At 32.4% G+C, this 15,292-nt stretch carries 13 protein-coding genes; 1 reads left to right on the top strand and 12 read right to left on the bottom strand.

Going from position 1 to position 15,292, the window contains the following annotated elements; all coding sequences use genetic code 11:
* Positions 1-147 precede the first annotated feature (147 nt).
* The 10 genes from GMD78_RS07395 to GMD78_RS07350 all read right to left on the bottom strand — a co-directional run bounded on the left by GMD78_RS07395 (position 148) and on the right by GMD78_RS07350 (position 12,217).
* Positions 148-3,162, bottom strand: a complete 3,015-nt coding sequence (locus GMD78_RS07395) for a type I restriction endonuclease subunit R (RefSeq protein WP_343042180.1) — start codon at positions 3,160-3,162, stop codon at positions 148-150.
* A gap of 14 nt (positions 3,163-3,176) precedes the next feature.
* Complete coding sequence (locus tag GMD78_RS07390; protein WP_155668187.1) at positions 3,177-4,508, bottom strand: restriction endonuclease subunit S; 1,332 nt, start codon at positions 4,506-4,508, stop codon at positions 3,177-3,179.
* The gene (locus GMD78_RS07385) at positions 4,498-6,282 is read right to left on the bottom strand and encodes a type I restriction-modification system subunit M (protein WP_155668186.1); all 1,785 of its coding nucleotides are present in this window, start codon (positions 6,280-6,282) and stop codon (positions 4,498-4,500) included. The genes GMD78_RS07390 and GMD78_RS07385 overlap by 11 nt, the downstream gene beginning before the upstream one ends.
* Positions 6,283-6,457: 175 nt before the next feature.
* The gene (locus GMD78_RS07380) at positions 6,458-8,395 is read right to left on the bottom strand and encodes an N-6 DNA methylase (protein ID WP_155668185.1); all 1,938 of its coding nucleotides are present in this window, start codon (positions 8,393-8,395) and stop codon (positions 6,458-6,460) included.
* Positions 8,396-8,467: 72 nt separating this feature from the next.
* Complete coding sequence (locus GMD78_RS07375) at positions 8,468-8,770, bottom strand: DUF2325 domain-containing protein (protein ID WP_155668184.1); 303 nt, start codon at positions 8,768-8,770, stop codon at positions 8,468-8,470.
* 18 nt (positions 8,771-8,788) lie between these two features.
* Entirely contained in the window at positions 8,789-9,247 is a 459-nt protein-coding gene (locus tag GMD78_RS07370) for a hypothetical protein (RefSeq protein ID WP_155668183.1), read from the bottom strand.
* A 313-nt stretch (positions 9,248-9,560) separates the two neighbouring features.
* The gene (locus GMD78_RS07365) at positions 9,561-9,827 is read right to left on the bottom strand and encodes a recombinase family protein (protein WP_155668182.1); all 267 of its coding nucleotides are present in this window, start codon (positions 9,825-9,827) and stop codon (positions 9,561-9,563) included.
* Between the two features lie 252 nt (positions 9,828-10,079).
* On the bottom strand, positions 10,080-10,292 hold the full coding sequence (locus GMD78_RS07360; RefSeq protein WP_155668181.1) for a helix-turn-helix domain-containing protein: 213 nt from the start codon (positions 10,290-10,292) through the stop codon (positions 10,080-10,082).
* Between the two features lie 223 nt (positions 10,293-10,515).
* Entirely contained in the window at positions 10,516-11,367 is an 852-nt protein-coding gene (locus GMD78_RS07355) for an ATP-binding protein (protein ID WP_155668180.1), read from the bottom strand.
* A complete protein-coding gene (locus GMD78_RS07350) occupies positions 11,267-12,217 on the bottom strand; it encodes a DeoR/GlpR family DNA-binding transcription regulator (RefSeq protein WP_155668179.1) in 951 nt (316 codons plus the stop codon). The genes GMD78_RS07355 and GMD78_RS07350 overlap by 101 nt, the downstream gene beginning before the upstream one ends.
* Positions 12,218-12,796: 579 nt before the next feature.
* Here GMD78_RS07350 and GMD78_RS07345 point away from each other — a divergent pair.
* Positions 12,797-13,783, top strand: a complete 987-nt coding sequence (locus GMD78_RS07345; RefSeq protein WP_155668178.1) for a replication-relaxation family protein — start codon at positions 12,797-12,799, stop codon at positions 13,781-13,783.
* A gap of 545 nt (positions 13,784-14,328) precedes the next feature.
* On the opposite strand, the gene GMD78_RS07340 is transcribed toward GMD78_RS07345, so the two are convergent.
* Both GMD78_RS07340 and GMD78_RS21940 read right to left on the bottom strand, forming a co-directional pair.
* Positions 14,329-14,574, bottom strand: coding sequence for a hypothetical protein (locus GMD78_RS07340; RefSeq protein WP_155668177.1), 246 nt, complete (start codon positions 14,572-14,574; stop codon positions 14,329-14,331).
* Positions 14,575-14,904: 330 nt separating this feature from the next.
* Entirely contained in the window at positions 14,905-15,267 is a 363-nt protein-coding gene (locus GMD78_RS21940; RefSeq protein WP_425495048.1) for a DUF7695 domain-containing protein, read from the bottom strand.
* Positions 15,268-15,292 lie beyond the last annotated feature (25 nt).

Raw genomic sequence — 15,292 nt, 5'->3', positions numbered from 1 at the left:
CCCTCCTTCTTATTTCAAAAGTTTTTATAAAGTAATGTAATAAATAAATATTTTAATTTCATTCATGAGGTTTATAAATGGCAGTGGTAGAAATTCTGTCATAGATTATTAATTCTTTCTAATTAAATTTGTGTTAACCCATTCAAATTACACTTCTGACCGCAATGTCTTATAAACATCCGCAGCAATAAATGCATAGACAGTTTTAAAGTAGGAATCGTCAGCTCCAATTAATCGTTGATAAGCTTCTGTATTCTTCGTGTACTCATCCATTACTCGATCAAGGAATACGTCTTTAAATAAGCTATTTTCAAACATTTCTTGGCTATTATTTTTAGCCATATTTACTATTTTTGCATCTCGTTCTTCTGTAAATGCCTTATGCAATGTTTCTACTATAACTCTATCATGTGGTGAGAAATCATCTGGGAACCGCTCGTTAATTCGGTGAATAATCTCTTCTAACGAATCACGTTCTTCAACCGGTTTTACATTTGCATTAAATTCTTCGGGATGCTTTAATTCGCCACCTTCTTCATTTTCAGCAACTAGCATAATATCGCCTTCGAAGTCTTTTTGAAGCTTATAATATTCAAGTTTCACTTTATCTGCGATATCTACTTTTTCACGCTTTACTTTAGGAATAAATTTCAATAAATAACTCGTATAAATATTTTCTTCTAATAATTCCATATCAAATGTACGATCTAGCTGCGCGACATAGTTATACCATTTACCGAAGTTTCGTAATGTTACTCTGAATTCATATTGTGTATCTTCTGGTAAGTCTTCGTAACGCTGAATTACAGGTTTGAATAAACTGGACAAGCGACCTAATAAACGTTCATCTTGTTTCTTTTGAGCTTGTTTCACTAGTTTCATTACTTGTGCTATATCATCATCATTGTAAAGAGCAAATTTACGTAATTTACTTTGCGTATCGTAAATTAAATTTAGATTTACTTCTTCTTTTAGCGTTGTCGCTTCGTAAAAAGGCTGGAACGCGTCTAATATTTCTTCCTCAGTATTAACAAAGTCTAAAACAAATGTATCTTTCTTCCCTTGCATGGTTCTGTTTAAACGGGAAAGTGTCTGTACTGCCTTTACTCCACGTAATTTTTTATCGACAAACATCGTGTGAAGTAGCGGCTCATCAAAACCGGTTTGATATTTTTCTGCTACTATCAATAAGTTAAAATCATCCCCATGGAATGTTTCTTTTAATTGATTCTCTTTAACACGTTCGCCATCTTTTGTTACGTTCATATTCGACTCTGTATATTCTCTGTCATCGTCTGTAACGGAACCTGAAAAAGCAACAAGAACATCAAGGTCTTTATAGCCTTTCTCTTGAATGTAATCTTTAAATTCTTTCATATATCGAACAGCATGTAATCGGGACGGAGTAACAATCATTGCCTTAGCCCTACCACCAATAGCCTTTTTAGTTACCGCTCTAAACTGTTCGACCATAACTTCGGCTTTTTGCCTTAATACCCAAGGATGAAACGATTGATAACGTGCAATAGCTCGTACCGCTTCAGTTTTTGGTAGCTCAGGATTTTCTTCAATTTCTTTTGCAATTCGATAAGAAGTTTTATACGTCATATAGTTTTTTAATACATCTAAGATAAATCTTTCTTCAATCGCTTGTCTCATACTATAAATATGGAATGGCCTAAAGCTTCCATCAGCTTGTTTTGTACCAAACATTTCAATTGTTTTCTCTTTCGGAGTAGCTGTGAAAGCAAAGAAGCTTAAATTATAATGTTGTCCTTGTGATAATAACGTTTTAACAAGTTGGTCTTGGTCATCTAATGTTTGACTTTCAATACCCTCTTCAATCTCTTGGAATTCTTTAAGAGATGCTTCTTTATCTGCAAGTGCTTCTTTTAGCTTTTGTGCGCTTCTTCCAGTTTGCGAAGAATGTGCTTCATCGACTATTACCGCAAACCTTCTTCCTTCTACCGCATCTACTTCTTGATAAATGACAGGGAACTTTTGTAGTGTTGTAATAATGATTTTCTTTTTATCGTTAATTGCATTCTTTAAGTCTTGAGACGATTTATTGTCACCAATTGTTTCTACTTGTCCTATTGTATGTTCAAAACTTGTAATCGTGTCTTGTAACTGTCGATCTAACACTGTCCGGTCTGTCACGATTATAATTGATGAATAAATTGGATTGTTCCCTCTATCATGTAAAGAAGCTAAATGATACGCTAACCATGCAATACTATTCGACTTTCCCGAACCTGCAGAATGTTGAATGAGATAATTCTTCCCTGAACCCCGCTCTGCTACATCTTCTACAAGCTTATTTACGACATCCAATTGATGGTAGCGTGGGAATATTAATATATTCTTTTTTACTTCAAAATTCATAAATCGTTCAATAATATCCATCAATTGATTACGATGTAGAACTTGTTCCCATAAATATGCAGTAGGGTATCCAGCTGCATTATGTGGATTTCCTTTTCCACCAACTTCTCCAGCACCATTTGACCCTTGATTAAATGGTAAGAAGTATGTTTGGTTTTTTTCTAGTTTGGTTGTCATATATACTTCAAAGTGATCAACAGCAAAATAAACTAAAAAGCGTTTATTAAATTGAAAAACAATTTCACTTGGATCACGATTAGTTTCAAATTGTACTTTTGCATGTTCAACATTTTGTCCTGTATATTGATTTTTTAATTCTAAAGCGACAAGAGGAATACCATTTACGGCCAATACCATATCAATTGTGTTTCGGCTTTTGCTACTGTATGCAAACTGACGAATACATTGAAAACGGTTTGCTTCAAATTGTTTAATATTCTCATAGCTTAAAGAAGAAACTGGTCGAAAATAAACAACTTTAAAAGACACACCACGATCTTTAATCCCTTTTCGAAGGACATGCAAAAGACCATGTGTATTAACTTCTTCATTAAATCGTTTTAAAAACCTTGTTTTTGCATCTTCACGGTAAATCTTTTCGTAACGTTTCCATGCTTTTGGTTGTGTTTCACGGATAAAAGATAATAATATAGAAACATCCAACCCTTGTTGCGAATCATAGTTTGTATTTTTGAAGGCTACAGACTCCCAACCGCCTACATTAGTTAAGATAGTTTCAATATCACTTTCGAATCGCTTTTCTTTGTTTTCAAGCACATCTCATACCCCTCTCATACTTCTTTTTTACCTGTTACATATTCATAGGTGAGAGATTTTTTATATTTTTGCAGTTCTATGATTACCTTTTCTTTATCTTGAATTAAAGTATCAATTCTTTTTGTTTGAATATCCAAATAGGAAACTATTCTTTTTTGCTCTTTTAAATTAGGTAAGATAATTGGAAGCCTTTTTAGCAACGGTTGACTTAAAGATGCTCTAGTAACTAAATTCATTTCTTTTGCAAAAAAGTCTCTTATAAATGTGGACTCTAAATAATATCGTGCATATTCTGATATTAACTGGTTATCATAATTTGGTCTGAATCGGATTAAAAAACCAGCAAAAGTTGCTTGCTCAATGCTGCTTAGACAGACTGAAGCCATTCCGACTTCTTCAATAATCTCTGAAGTACGAGTAAAAAATATGTCTCCTTTTTTAACTGAGTATAGATTTTGCTCTTCCTTAGTTGATCTAACTAGTCCTTTAACTAAAAAAGGAAGAACTCTATTATTATAAACATCACCATAACTAACAAAAGGATACCCTTCTCCAAAATATTCTCCTGATTTACTAATTCCGTTTTGAAGCGTTCCTAAATACCCTAATGGAATTACATTGTAGTTTACATTTATTTTCCCTAATACTTCAATCCCACTATCTTTCACTTGAACAGTCGCATCTATCCCTTTTGTTACTGTTTCTGTAATAATGGTTTTCCTATATTTTTTTAATTCTCCAATGGATTGTTTCGTATTAGTAATTATCTTATCTATAGCTTCTACCTTTGTACCAATGAATTCTACTATTTTATTTTGTATATCTTTAGGTGGTAAAGGTAATCTTAGTGCAAATAGTTTTTCCATTGGAATCCTCATTCTAATTGTGTTCAATTTACCAGTAGAAGATTCTTTCATCATTATTCCATTCCCCAGCCCTAATAAGCTACGTTGAAATGCTTCAGTCTGAAATAGATAATAATAATAATTTATATCAATTTTACCAGTATCATCATAAAGCGTGTAATATACCGGGCTAACCGCTCCTTTGTATCTAGACAGACCAACAGCACCTGCTAATACATTCATACTATTAATAACAATATCATTGGGAAAAGCCACTTTATATGCTGTTAAATCTGTCTTGGCCTTATTTCCGCCACCTGTTTTTTCAGAATACGGGAATACACCTCTTTCAACTGATAACGATAGAATTTCTTCTGTAATAATTGGATCATTCTTCATTTTACGTTCGGTAAGAATGTATTTCATCCTTTTTAAATCCCAATACTTAGGTATCTCTCCAATCCATTCAACACCTGAGTCTTTCATTTCTCTAGTCAACATTACTCACATCCTTACCTGATAACGCTTGGAAGTTTGCAACAATCGATTCTTCTAGCTTTTTTATTCGTTCTGCAATTACTTCAGAATGTTCCGGTGGACTATATTTATAGAACAAACGAGTATATGGAATTTCATAACCAATTTTATCTTTCTTACGGTCCATCCATGCGTCTGGATTAAAAGGTAAAACTTCTCGTTTAAAGTAATTATTAATATCTTCTTTTAGTGGAATTTCTTCTGTATCACGTAATTTCGGATCTGCTACCGGTTTATTTTTCTTTAAGACGATATTTCCTTCCTCATCACGTTGTGGACTTTCAACCGTAACACGTGTATAGCCAAAGTCCTCATTATCAAAAATCTTAGACTCTACTACTTTTTCATCCAATCTATATTCCTTATTATCAAATTCACCATATGCTTGGACGATCATATTTCTACATTCTTCAGAAATATCGACGCGTTTTTCACCAATGTTTTTTCTTCGTTTTTCATACATTTTTGAGGCATCAATTAATTGGACTTTTCCTTCTCGTTCAGGTGATTTAGTTTTTGTTATGACCCATATATACGTTGAAATCCCTGTGTTGTAAAACAAGTCATTCGGTAATTGGACAATCGCTTCTAACCAATCATTCTCAATGACATATTGACGAATATTACTCTCTCCACCACCTGCATTGCCCGAAAATAGTGCAGAACCATTATGGATAATTGCCATTCTTCCTGTCTCTTTTAATTTAGATATCCCATTTAATTGAAAGAGTAGTTGACCATCACTTATTTTGGGAAGCCCGATACTGAAACGTCCATTCTCACCTAATGCATGCTCATCTTTTACTGCTTTTTGATCCCTTTTCCAATCGCTACCAAAAGGTGGATTGGAAATACTATAATCAAATTCATATCCTTCAAATTGGTCATTTGATAGTGTACTTCCTAATGCCATATTATCTGGGTTTCCGCCACGAATCATCGTATCAGCTTTGGCAATTGCATAGGTTTCTGGGTTTAATTCTTGTCCATATGTTCTTACTTCTGCATTCTCGTTAAAATCATGGATACGCTCTTGCATTGCTGATAACATTTGTGATGTTCCCATCGTTTGGTCGTACACCGTTTTTACGACATCCTCACCTGTTAACGTATCTCTATCTTCAATCAATAGTAAATCTGTCATTAAATAAATAATATCTCGACTAGTGAAGTGTTCACCCGCTTCTTCGTTATAACTCTCTGAAAACTTACGCACTAATTCCTCGAAAACATATCCCATATCTGTACTCGTTACTTTATCTGGACCTAGATATGATTCCTTTTTATTAAATTCCTGAATAACATGAAATAGTGCATCATTATCAGCCAACGTCGATATTTCAACATCGAATTTAAAGCTCTCTAAAATATCCAGCATATTCCCTGAGAAGCTATTTAGATAAGCTCTGAAATTTGTCTCCATATTTGCTGGATCCGCTAATAATGTATCAAATGTATAAACGCTCGTATTATAAAATGAATAGCCTGACTCTTGTGTTAAAAAACGATGGCGAAAAGCCTCATTCAAGTCTTTATGTTGCTCTGATGCTTTTAAAACCTTTTCTCGCGTTGGCAATAATGTGTCGTGTAGACGCTTAATTACGGTCATAGGTAAAATAACTTTTCCATATTCATGTGGTTTGTATAGTCCTCTTAATATATCTGCAACGTTCCAAATTAAATTTGCTTGTTTTTGTACGTTTATCGTTGTTTGGGTATTACGTTGATTTTCTGTCATTATAGTTCTTTCCTTTCTTGGCTCATGAAATTATTTACCTAATATTTTAAATTAATAGGCTAAAAGGTTACCTTATATTGCCCCCATTTCTTGAACACCTTATACAATGGTGGACTTTAACTTTATATATTTTTTAAATAGCAACCTATAGAAAGATGTCAGGCTGGAAATTATATTAATCTAGTCCCTTAATAACATCTCTTAGCCCCATTTTAGTATAAGCATTTAACTTACTTTCCTTTAATACATCATGTGCCTGTTGGAGCAATTCCATATATTTGAGTTCAGCGTCTTTTACTGTCCGTATTATTTCCTCTTGTTCATTTAATTCAATATCAGGAAACTCAATATCCTCAATATCCTGTGTAGTTAATGCTTTTACCGTTCCACCCTTTTTCATTCCCTCAATGAGAGCCACACCAACTGGACTATCAAGGAAAACTTTAATGTACTCCGGCTTATATGCCTTATCCTTAATTCTAATTCTTATAAACATATTAGATAGAACTAAAGTTTCGTTATGGTCGGGAACTATTGCTACTTTATAAGCCGTTCCACGACTAGCAATAATAATGTCACCACTTTCAACCAAATAACGGTCAGCATTTTTAACTGGGATTACTTCAACACTTTCTAAGTCTATTTTACCATTTTCTACATCTTTTAATTGGATAACCTTATATCCTTTTTGACCTTCTTTAATTGTATTCTTAGAAGGTAAGTTAACTCCCCGTGATAATTCTGCAACCTCTTTTAAAGTCCTCTTATTTTTAACCTTATCATCATATACAGCTTTATTTATTATGACCTCTCCAAATTGGGTATCCACAGTTTGGCTTGTAAAATAATGATTAGGATTTAGATTAAATTCACTCTCTATAATCTCCGGCAGGGTAGCGATTTTCACATCTTCTGTATCTGTTGAAGATTGTTCATTCATAGCAATAATCGAATCAATATTATCTTGTGTTAAATAATTTTGTGATCGTCCTCTACTTGTAAACTGCTCTTCAGCATTTATAAACAAAACTTGTTGCATTCTACTTGATTGCTTATTTTTATTTAATACTAGCAACACAGTTTGAATCGCTGTGTACGAAAAGAGTTTATTTGGTAATAATACAATAGTCTCGATCATATCATTATTGACAATATATTCTCTAAATGCCCTCTCAGCATGAGAGCTTCTTGATAACACTCCTAAAGGAACTATTACTGCGGCTCTTCCTGTTTCATTCAATGATGAGACAGTGTGTTGTAAAAACGCTAGGTCACCATGCATTTTACTAGTTTTTCCCATTCTACCGCTAAAACGACCATAGGGATCATAGTCCATCATTTGTATATTGTTTAATTTCAATCCAAAGGGTTGATTCATCGCAATATAATCAAACTGCATTAAGTTACTATCATTTTTTATAAATGCAGGAGAGAATAATGTATCACCTTTTGCAATTTGAAATCGTGATAAATCTATACCATTTATAATTGCGTTCATATAAGCTAGAGCAACATTAGATTCATTTATCTCTTGCCCAAACATTGAAATGTCATTATTGAAACGATAAGCTTCAATTAACGATCCTCCAATTCCTGCTGCTCCATCGAACACACAACCATTAGAAGGATTTAGTATTTCTATCATAAGTCGATTTAATCCTTCTGGTGTTACAGATGTTCCTAATTCTTTTCCTTCACTCTCCATAAATCGTTGTATGAGCTGTAAGAAATATCGACCAGTTAAATTTGTATCTTGAAACTCTTCTATTGTTAAAGAACTTTGATCAATAATCATTAAGCAGTCATACAGAATATGATCTCCTATCTTTGAAAGAGAAAAATTACTTAATGACTCCATGTTAAACCCATTATTATGCACGGTCTTATAAAATAACTCATCAATAAGATTTCCAATATCATAGTGAGAAGAACTGATTCTTTCCCAAGATATATCATCTGGTATAGTTATTGAATGACTTTTATTTACTAATAAGAATTTTGCTGTAAAAATTCTACTCGCTACTTCATGATATTGAAAAGGCTGCACCTCACCTCTAAGTCTTTCGCCAAGTGCCTTACCTGCTTTATTTGCTCTTAACTCAATGTTCTCCATATAAGTAATAACTCCTCATCAATGTATTGAATTTATTTTAATAAGGTATTCTTAATTCCTTTTATTTATGTTTTAATAAAAAGCCACATTTTCGTGGACAGCGTTTATTACACTAGAAATTCCTTTACTACGGTGATAAATCACTTTAATTCCAAATTTCTCTGCAGCACCTTTAACTGCATACATTGTACCATGAGATACTGCTGATAGTATAACTATAACACATTCAACATCCTTTAATAAGTTGGTGAAATAATTTTTGGTTCCTTTTCTTTTCATTCTTCCATCATGATATTTTAACTCAAAATTTAATGTCTTTAACTTGTCCTCGTATCCTTTTTTATTATCACCACCAATAATGGCAACCCTTTTCATATTTACTCACTCCATTTCTTAGATTTCCAATTCCCTAGTAACATTTAAATATGTAGTAATCTGTGAACGTTTACTACTTAATAAGTCTGCTAATAACTTAACATCTGAAGTTGTTACCTTTGCTATTCTACTAATGTGTTGTTTTCTTCTACTACCTTCTCTGTTAACATGCTTTTTCAGGACTGCCTCGAATTTAACTAATTTCCCTCTAGGTGTTATTCTAAAGTTACTTAATCCCATTACGGTTAACAGGGTATTGAACTTTACTGCTTTCTTTTCATGGTTAACGAATTTTACAATCGGCGAAAAAATCGATCTAGAATCTATTTCTATAGTTTCAGTAATAAACCCAATTTCTTCAAATACTTCCGAAAGGTATTCTAAATTCTTTTTTTGATCCCGCAAAAATAAATCACGCTGAAACATTCTTTGATTATTTGTTGTCTTTCTACTTCTTTCTGTGATTGTTCTATCCATAGTAGAAACCCTCCTAATAAGTTATAAAGTTTTAATTTCATCTTTCCTCTAAAACAGTTATACCATAAATCACCAATACTTGTAAAGGGTATTTAAAATTCCTTTTAAAAACACTTACGATTTCTACTTTGAAAACTTAGCTATTCCTGCGTTAAAGTAGTAAAGGAGAAGACAACTATCAAAATACGAATTGCCTTCTCTTTATATAAAACTGCACATACATTATGGTTTATTTAATTACTATTAATGTCTGCTACCGTTTAAAACAGTATTAATTTGATTATCTACTGTAATAATATGAACATTATTTTGTTCACGTAGTTTTAAATAGATAATCACGATTTCTTGAAATTCGTGTTGGATCACTTGTAATAATAACATCGATTTTTCCTTGTTGAGCATCTTCAATCATTTTAAGAAGACTCTCATTCATATCATTTCCAGAATCAATATCGGTATAAACAGATTCTAATTGCCAATTATTTTGTGCAATAAAAGCGTTTTTCATTTCAGTTTGTTTTAGTAAAGACGCATCCTTATTTTTTCCATTAGCAGTTCGAACGTAAGCAAAACAATTCATATTATTGTTTCACTTCATTTTATTTTTTTATTAATTGTTATTAATAAAGTATTTAATCTACTTGTGTGACGCATTGTATCCTCGATTTTTATATTTGAAGGGGATATTAGAAGAATTTATAAGAGTTTTTGACTCTAACTTAAATACATCTATTTAGAAATAAAATTTCCTTAAAAACACCCATTCCACAACATCCACACTGTGTAACTATAGATATTTAATATAATTGAACCATGTCCTCTTTCCAATTGTTTATTTAGTAATTTGAAAAACATCATGAAACTCTAGACCTAACTGGTGTGATATTTTCTTTGCAACCTCTGGGCTAGGATTTTTCTTATGATTAACAATTTGGTTAAAGTAATTTTCGCTTAATCCAGTATGTCTCGAAAACTCACGTTGAGAAAACCCTTTTTCAATTAACATGGACCGTAGTTTATCGGAATTTTTAACAATGATTTTCACGTTTTAACTTTTCCCTCCTTTTGATTAAATGCTTGTTCTTCAAGATAAATAAAAAAAGAGAAAACCACCTTTAAAAGACTGCAGCATTCACACATATCGCTGTCGCTCTATAAAAATGGGGTTCTCCCTCTTCAGTACTATATTAAATTCTATCTTTTGATTGTCACAATTATATTCTAACAATCTTTTTCTATATTTTAAGAGTTTAAACACATTATTCCACTTAATTTAAAAATAATTTTGCAATCTGTTCGTTTTCCTGTCTTGCTATTATTTCTCTTACACTTTCTTCAGGCATAAGAGCTGGAAAGGTCATCTTTTCAATTCGACTTTTTATCCTACCAGCAGGATACATCTTGTGAAGTAACTGTATTGGCTTATTAGATGTTATAATAGTTGGCCTTTTATAACTCATTCTCTCATCTAAAATTTGTGTCAACACTTCCTCTGACCAATCTGTTGTTTTTTCAACGCCTAAATCATCCATTACCAGTACTGGGGCTTGCTTAAAGGACTCCATTAAATTATAAAAATTTCTGTTAGAGTCTTTATTAGTAAACGAATGCTTCATCTCATTTAGCATATTTACTACCGAAATATATATCGGCTTGATTTGATACTTAATGATGAGTTCGTTGGTAATAGCAATAGATAAAAGTGTTTTTCCAGATCCTTTTGTATTACTGTAAAAGTATAACTCCTTACCCATGTCTTCCATCTCTGGATATTGTGTAACATAACTTGTAGCAATTTTTTTAGCATATTGTGCTACTCTTACACTGTCTTTTTCCTGATACATTTTTATATCGAAATCATTAATTCTCTTATCCAAATAGTCAGCTGGTATTCTAGCTGTTTTTATTTGTTCTAATAGTTCTTTATATTCTTTGCATTTACATACCATCATAACCTCATATCCGTTCTCTTTGATGACATGAATTAGTCCAGAACCGTCACATTCTCTGTACATACAATCATCTGTCGCCTTCGTTAATCTCCCCGGCATCTTGTATAATGGACGATCCGAATCGTTGGAAATATTCATCTTGGGCAATATATCCTGAAGCTTGTTCATTCTCTAATACCTCCTGTTCATTTTTATAAGCTTGATCAAATATAAAATTTGCAACATACCGAAATGACCGGATATTATCTAGCTTGTGTTTTGATTTAAAATTATTAAAACAATCCTTTATCCAACCAATAACACGATGAGTCTCCCAGTTTTCCCCAACAACGGCCTTAATCGCTTTCTGGTCATTAGGTGATAACTGCTTGTTTTTGCTAAGACTCAAGTAGGTGTTACTAATTAATTCAAATTGATTTGTATCATAATTATCAATTTCATCTTCAATCCATTCATTTGATGAAGAAGTCTCTGAATTAATTTTTGGAGTAGTCTCTGTAGTAGTCTCTGATATTGCAGCGCAATCATTGAACTTCGATTCATCTTTTTCTTCATTCGGAGAAACCGTTTGTTTACTCGAAGCATCATTTTCTTCAATTCGTAATAAAAGCTTGTAATCATTTATCGGGTATCCCAAATTGCTTAAATCTAGGATTACTTTTACTAAGTTCACACGATACTGCAATGTCTTATCCCACTTATATCGAGGGTTATTTTGTCTTTTAACATAACCTTTTTCTACTATTTTACTTAGATACTTTCGAATCGTATTTGCTGATACACCAAGCATCACTTCATCAGCTAACTCATCAGCTTTCTTGTAAATCCAACCGTGTTTAAAAGAACCTTTATATGCTGAGTCATTATCTATGCGCTCTCTTTCTTCAATCTTATATAGATTGGCATCTCTCATACGATCTATCCAGTAAATTAGCTGCCCTAAGATTACAGCTTCTTCCATACTACCTGTTAATTCCACCAGATCTTCTCTGATGACAGCCTTTTTTATTTTCCGCAATTTAATACTCTCCTCTTAATATAGTTTACTCTCCGAATATAACTCGAACATTTTTTCCAATCATCATCTCCCTATCTATGTCTGCCATTTGAATTTTTAAAATAAAAAAGAGAAAAACCCAAGACAGACGTAGTAAAATCTATACACAAATGTATGTGCATATTTCACTACTTCCTCGTGGGTTTTTCCCTTGTTGTTGAGAAAGTCGATCAAAATATTTATTTGAATATCATTATACAACTATCATTTTATTTTGCAAGTCTATTTTTACATTTCTTTTATTAGCAACCACTATGTTTTGATTTTATTTGTTTTCTTTCATAGCACTAGAAATATCAAAATTTGAAAGTACACTATTTAAAGAACACTTCCTCTTTACGATCAACTACTCAAGTAATGTAGTTTTATCTTTTCAATATAGCATTCCAACCTCATTACTTGCAGGAAGTGGATTACTTGTGGATTTATCATGGCCTAAGCTGACATTTTGAGGTCTAACAATAGTAGGTAGATAGGAGGACTAAAAAGGACTCTACAATAGAAAAAAACTTTACCCCTAAATTTGAAAGGAGAAAGATTATGCCTGATAGGATAATATTAAAGAAAAATGCAAAACAACGATTAGAATTATCTAAAACGGACTTACAACTTTTAGCTTTTCTTGAACAACAAAGAATGTTAACACTTCAGCAATTATATCAAGTTGCTACAGAAATATTTGAAATTAGAACAAAGGAATACAGTTTTAAAAACCGTCTTCGTAAATTCGAAGATTACTTCTTGATTCGTGGTTATAAATATAGTGAAGGTTTTGATGGAGAACGGCTCAAATATCTAGTAATAGGGAGTAGGGGCATTAGTTTGCTTATTAAATATAACTTATTGGATTCAGAATATAACAAATCAAAAATCTACAAGTTTAACCAAAAGAAGAATTTGATGCACTTTTTAGCTACTCAGCAGGCAGCCATTAACATATTGAATAGTCTTCACACCAAAGTCATTAAGGATGAAGTTTCAAATGAAACTAAATATCCTAACTTTTATGATCTAACTTTATTTTCCCATTCACCTTCCGTCTTTCAATACACAGAATGGATACGAAAGGAGAAAAATTTGCATCGTCAAAATAAAGGGGCTTATCATTCTAATATAGCAAAAAATATGAATGGAAATTCTAGTACATTTGGTAAAACTATGACCTTTGTAAAACCCGATTGGATCATTGAATTACAATCAAAAAAGGCTAAAAAAGCCTATATTAACATAGAATTGGATATGGGAACTGAACCCATCGAAACATTGATAGAAAAAGTCTTTAAATATGCAATTTTAGCTGAGAGAAATAAAGAAGAACTTCATATCATGGACCTTGTTATTGCAGATAATAGCTTCTCTAACCGCTCTAAATTTACGGACGGTGTAAAAAGAGCGCATAACATTGTTAATAGATTTGCCGCAGATCCCGCAATAAAGAAAAGATTAAATGAATCCGGATTGAAACTCATTATTCACCCTTTAAGAGATAATGAGAAGACAATTTATAACGTACTAACAAGGTTTTAAACTCTACTAAGTCATTCATTTCGAATGACTGCATACATACTAAACTACAAATATATTGGTTAGAATACTTTATTCGTCACCATTAAAAGATACCACGATAAATCTCTTTAAGATCTTCTCTTTCTCGACCTTAACCTTCATTAAATCTCTACGCCTTTTTACTATTCGTTACGATTAATAGTAACCTTATACAAAGTAATGCGCTTATACAATAATTAATCGCACCAAAAATAGCCATTATCAGATGACGGTAACCAATAATAGATACCATGACAAACATAGGTAGGCACTGTATTTCATTGACTTGTTTGTTCTATTCTCTGTATAGTACCTAGTATTAGTTACTTTTAATCGTTACCATATTTTATTTAGACAAGACACTGAAGAATTAAAAAGCATAACAGAGCCGCTGGATGTCTAGGATAAAACTTCCTAGACATAATCATCACAATCAACGCTTAGTCCAACTCTGTTATTAGAATGGAAAAGAAAAAGATGACTCCTGTTAGAATTAACAGAAGCCATCTTTTTATCATTTTTTCTTTTTACGATAACTTTTTATGAATCATCATTTCTCCTTTTATCGGTAATTCTACTCGATTGTTTTCATCAAATTTCAGTTCTCCATTCGCTTCAAAAACGAGGAATTCCTCTCCTTTTTTCATAGCATCTTTATCTCCCTTATGCCGAACTAGAAAAATTGCATCTGCTTCATCAAGTGACATTGCATCAATCACTATAAATTGTTCATCTTTTCCTATTGTTCTTTTTATTACATAAAATTTTTCCATTTAGTTTATTCCCCCCCTTCCTTGATTTATATATAAAAAAACATCGATGGATTACTAACGATTGTTATCGCCAAGCATCCTACCGATGATTTTTTAACCGATTCCTCGACCCAAAAGGTCTCTTATTTTGTTGTTTGTTGAATAAAAGTAAATAAAAAATAACGTTACACTATTATTCTATCTTACGCTCAAACTCATTTTAACCCTTTAGTTAAGATTTTTAATAACTATCTGCAGTTTGATTAGAACTTAACGTAACTACTACGGGAAAAAATAGAATTATACACATCCCCAGTTATTGATAACAACAAGGAGTTTACTAACTTTTTCTTACCACTCTTTGAATACGAAATAGAAACTTGTATAATATATTTCAATGAAGACGATTGAAGATAGATTTCTAGCTGAGAGTGAACGGGCATCCGAAGAGGAATTGAATTGACAAGCCATCGAGTTCCTAGTGACAGAGATGGAATATAACCAAATGTATTTTGATACTGTATAACTAAAATCAATAAAAACCTCAAGCCTTGCATTTTCAGTCTGATTCCCCCAACCATATCGCTGGTAATCCTTCCCTCCATCTAAAAAAATAGCCCTACATTTACACCTTTTAAAGTCATAACAGTGTTTTGATTCGATAATATCGTCACACTTTTTACAACGAACCCTGTTTATTAATACTCTTTTCACTAAATATCATTCCTTTTCAACTATT

This window comes from Ornithinibacillus caprae, assembly GCF_009728145.1.
GTDB classification, from domain to species: domain Bacteria; phylum Bacillota; class Bacilli; order Bacillales; family Amphibacillaceae; genus Ornithinibacillus; species Ornithinibacillus caprae.
The sequence above is the reverse complement of the archived record's forward strand: the minus strand, read 5'-3'. Positions and strand labels throughout refer to the sequence as shown.

Coding starts and splice junctions, on each gene's coding strand:
- GMD78_RS07345 (WP_155668178.1), top strand. CDS start 12,797: ATGCCTGATAGGATAATATTAAAGAAAAATGCAAAACAACGATTAGAA.
- GMD78_RS07355 (WP_155668180.1), bottom strand. CDS start 11,367: ATGAACAAGCTTCAGGATATATTGCCCAAGATGAATATTTCCAACGAT.
- GMD78_RS07340 (WP_155668177.1), bottom strand. CDS start 14,574: ATGGAAAAATTTTATGTAATAAAAAGAACAATAGGAAAAGATGAACAA.
- GMD78_RS07365 (WP_155668182.1), bottom strand. CDS start 9,827: ATGAATTGTTTTGCTTACGTTCGAACTGCTAATGGAAAAAATAAGGAT.
- GMD78_RS07390 (WP_155668187.1), bottom strand. CDS start 4,508: ATGTTGACTAGAGAAATGAAAGACTCAGGTGTTGAATGGATTGGAGAG.
- GMD78_RS07370 (WP_155668183.1), bottom strand. CDS start 9,247: ATGGATAGAACAATCACAGAAAGAAGTAGAAAGACAACAAATAATCAA.
- GMD78_RS07380 (WP_155668185.1), bottom strand. CDS start 8,395: ATGGAGAACATTGAGTTAAGAGCAAATAAAGCAGGTAAGGCACTTGGC.
- GMD78_RS07385 (WP_155668186.1), bottom strand. CDS start 6,282: ATGACAGAAAATCAACGTAATACCCAAACAACGATAAACGTACAAAAA.
- GMD78_RS07375 (WP_155668184.1), bottom strand. CDS start 8,770: ATGAAAAGGGTTGCCATTATTGGTGGTGATAATAAAAAAGGATACGAG.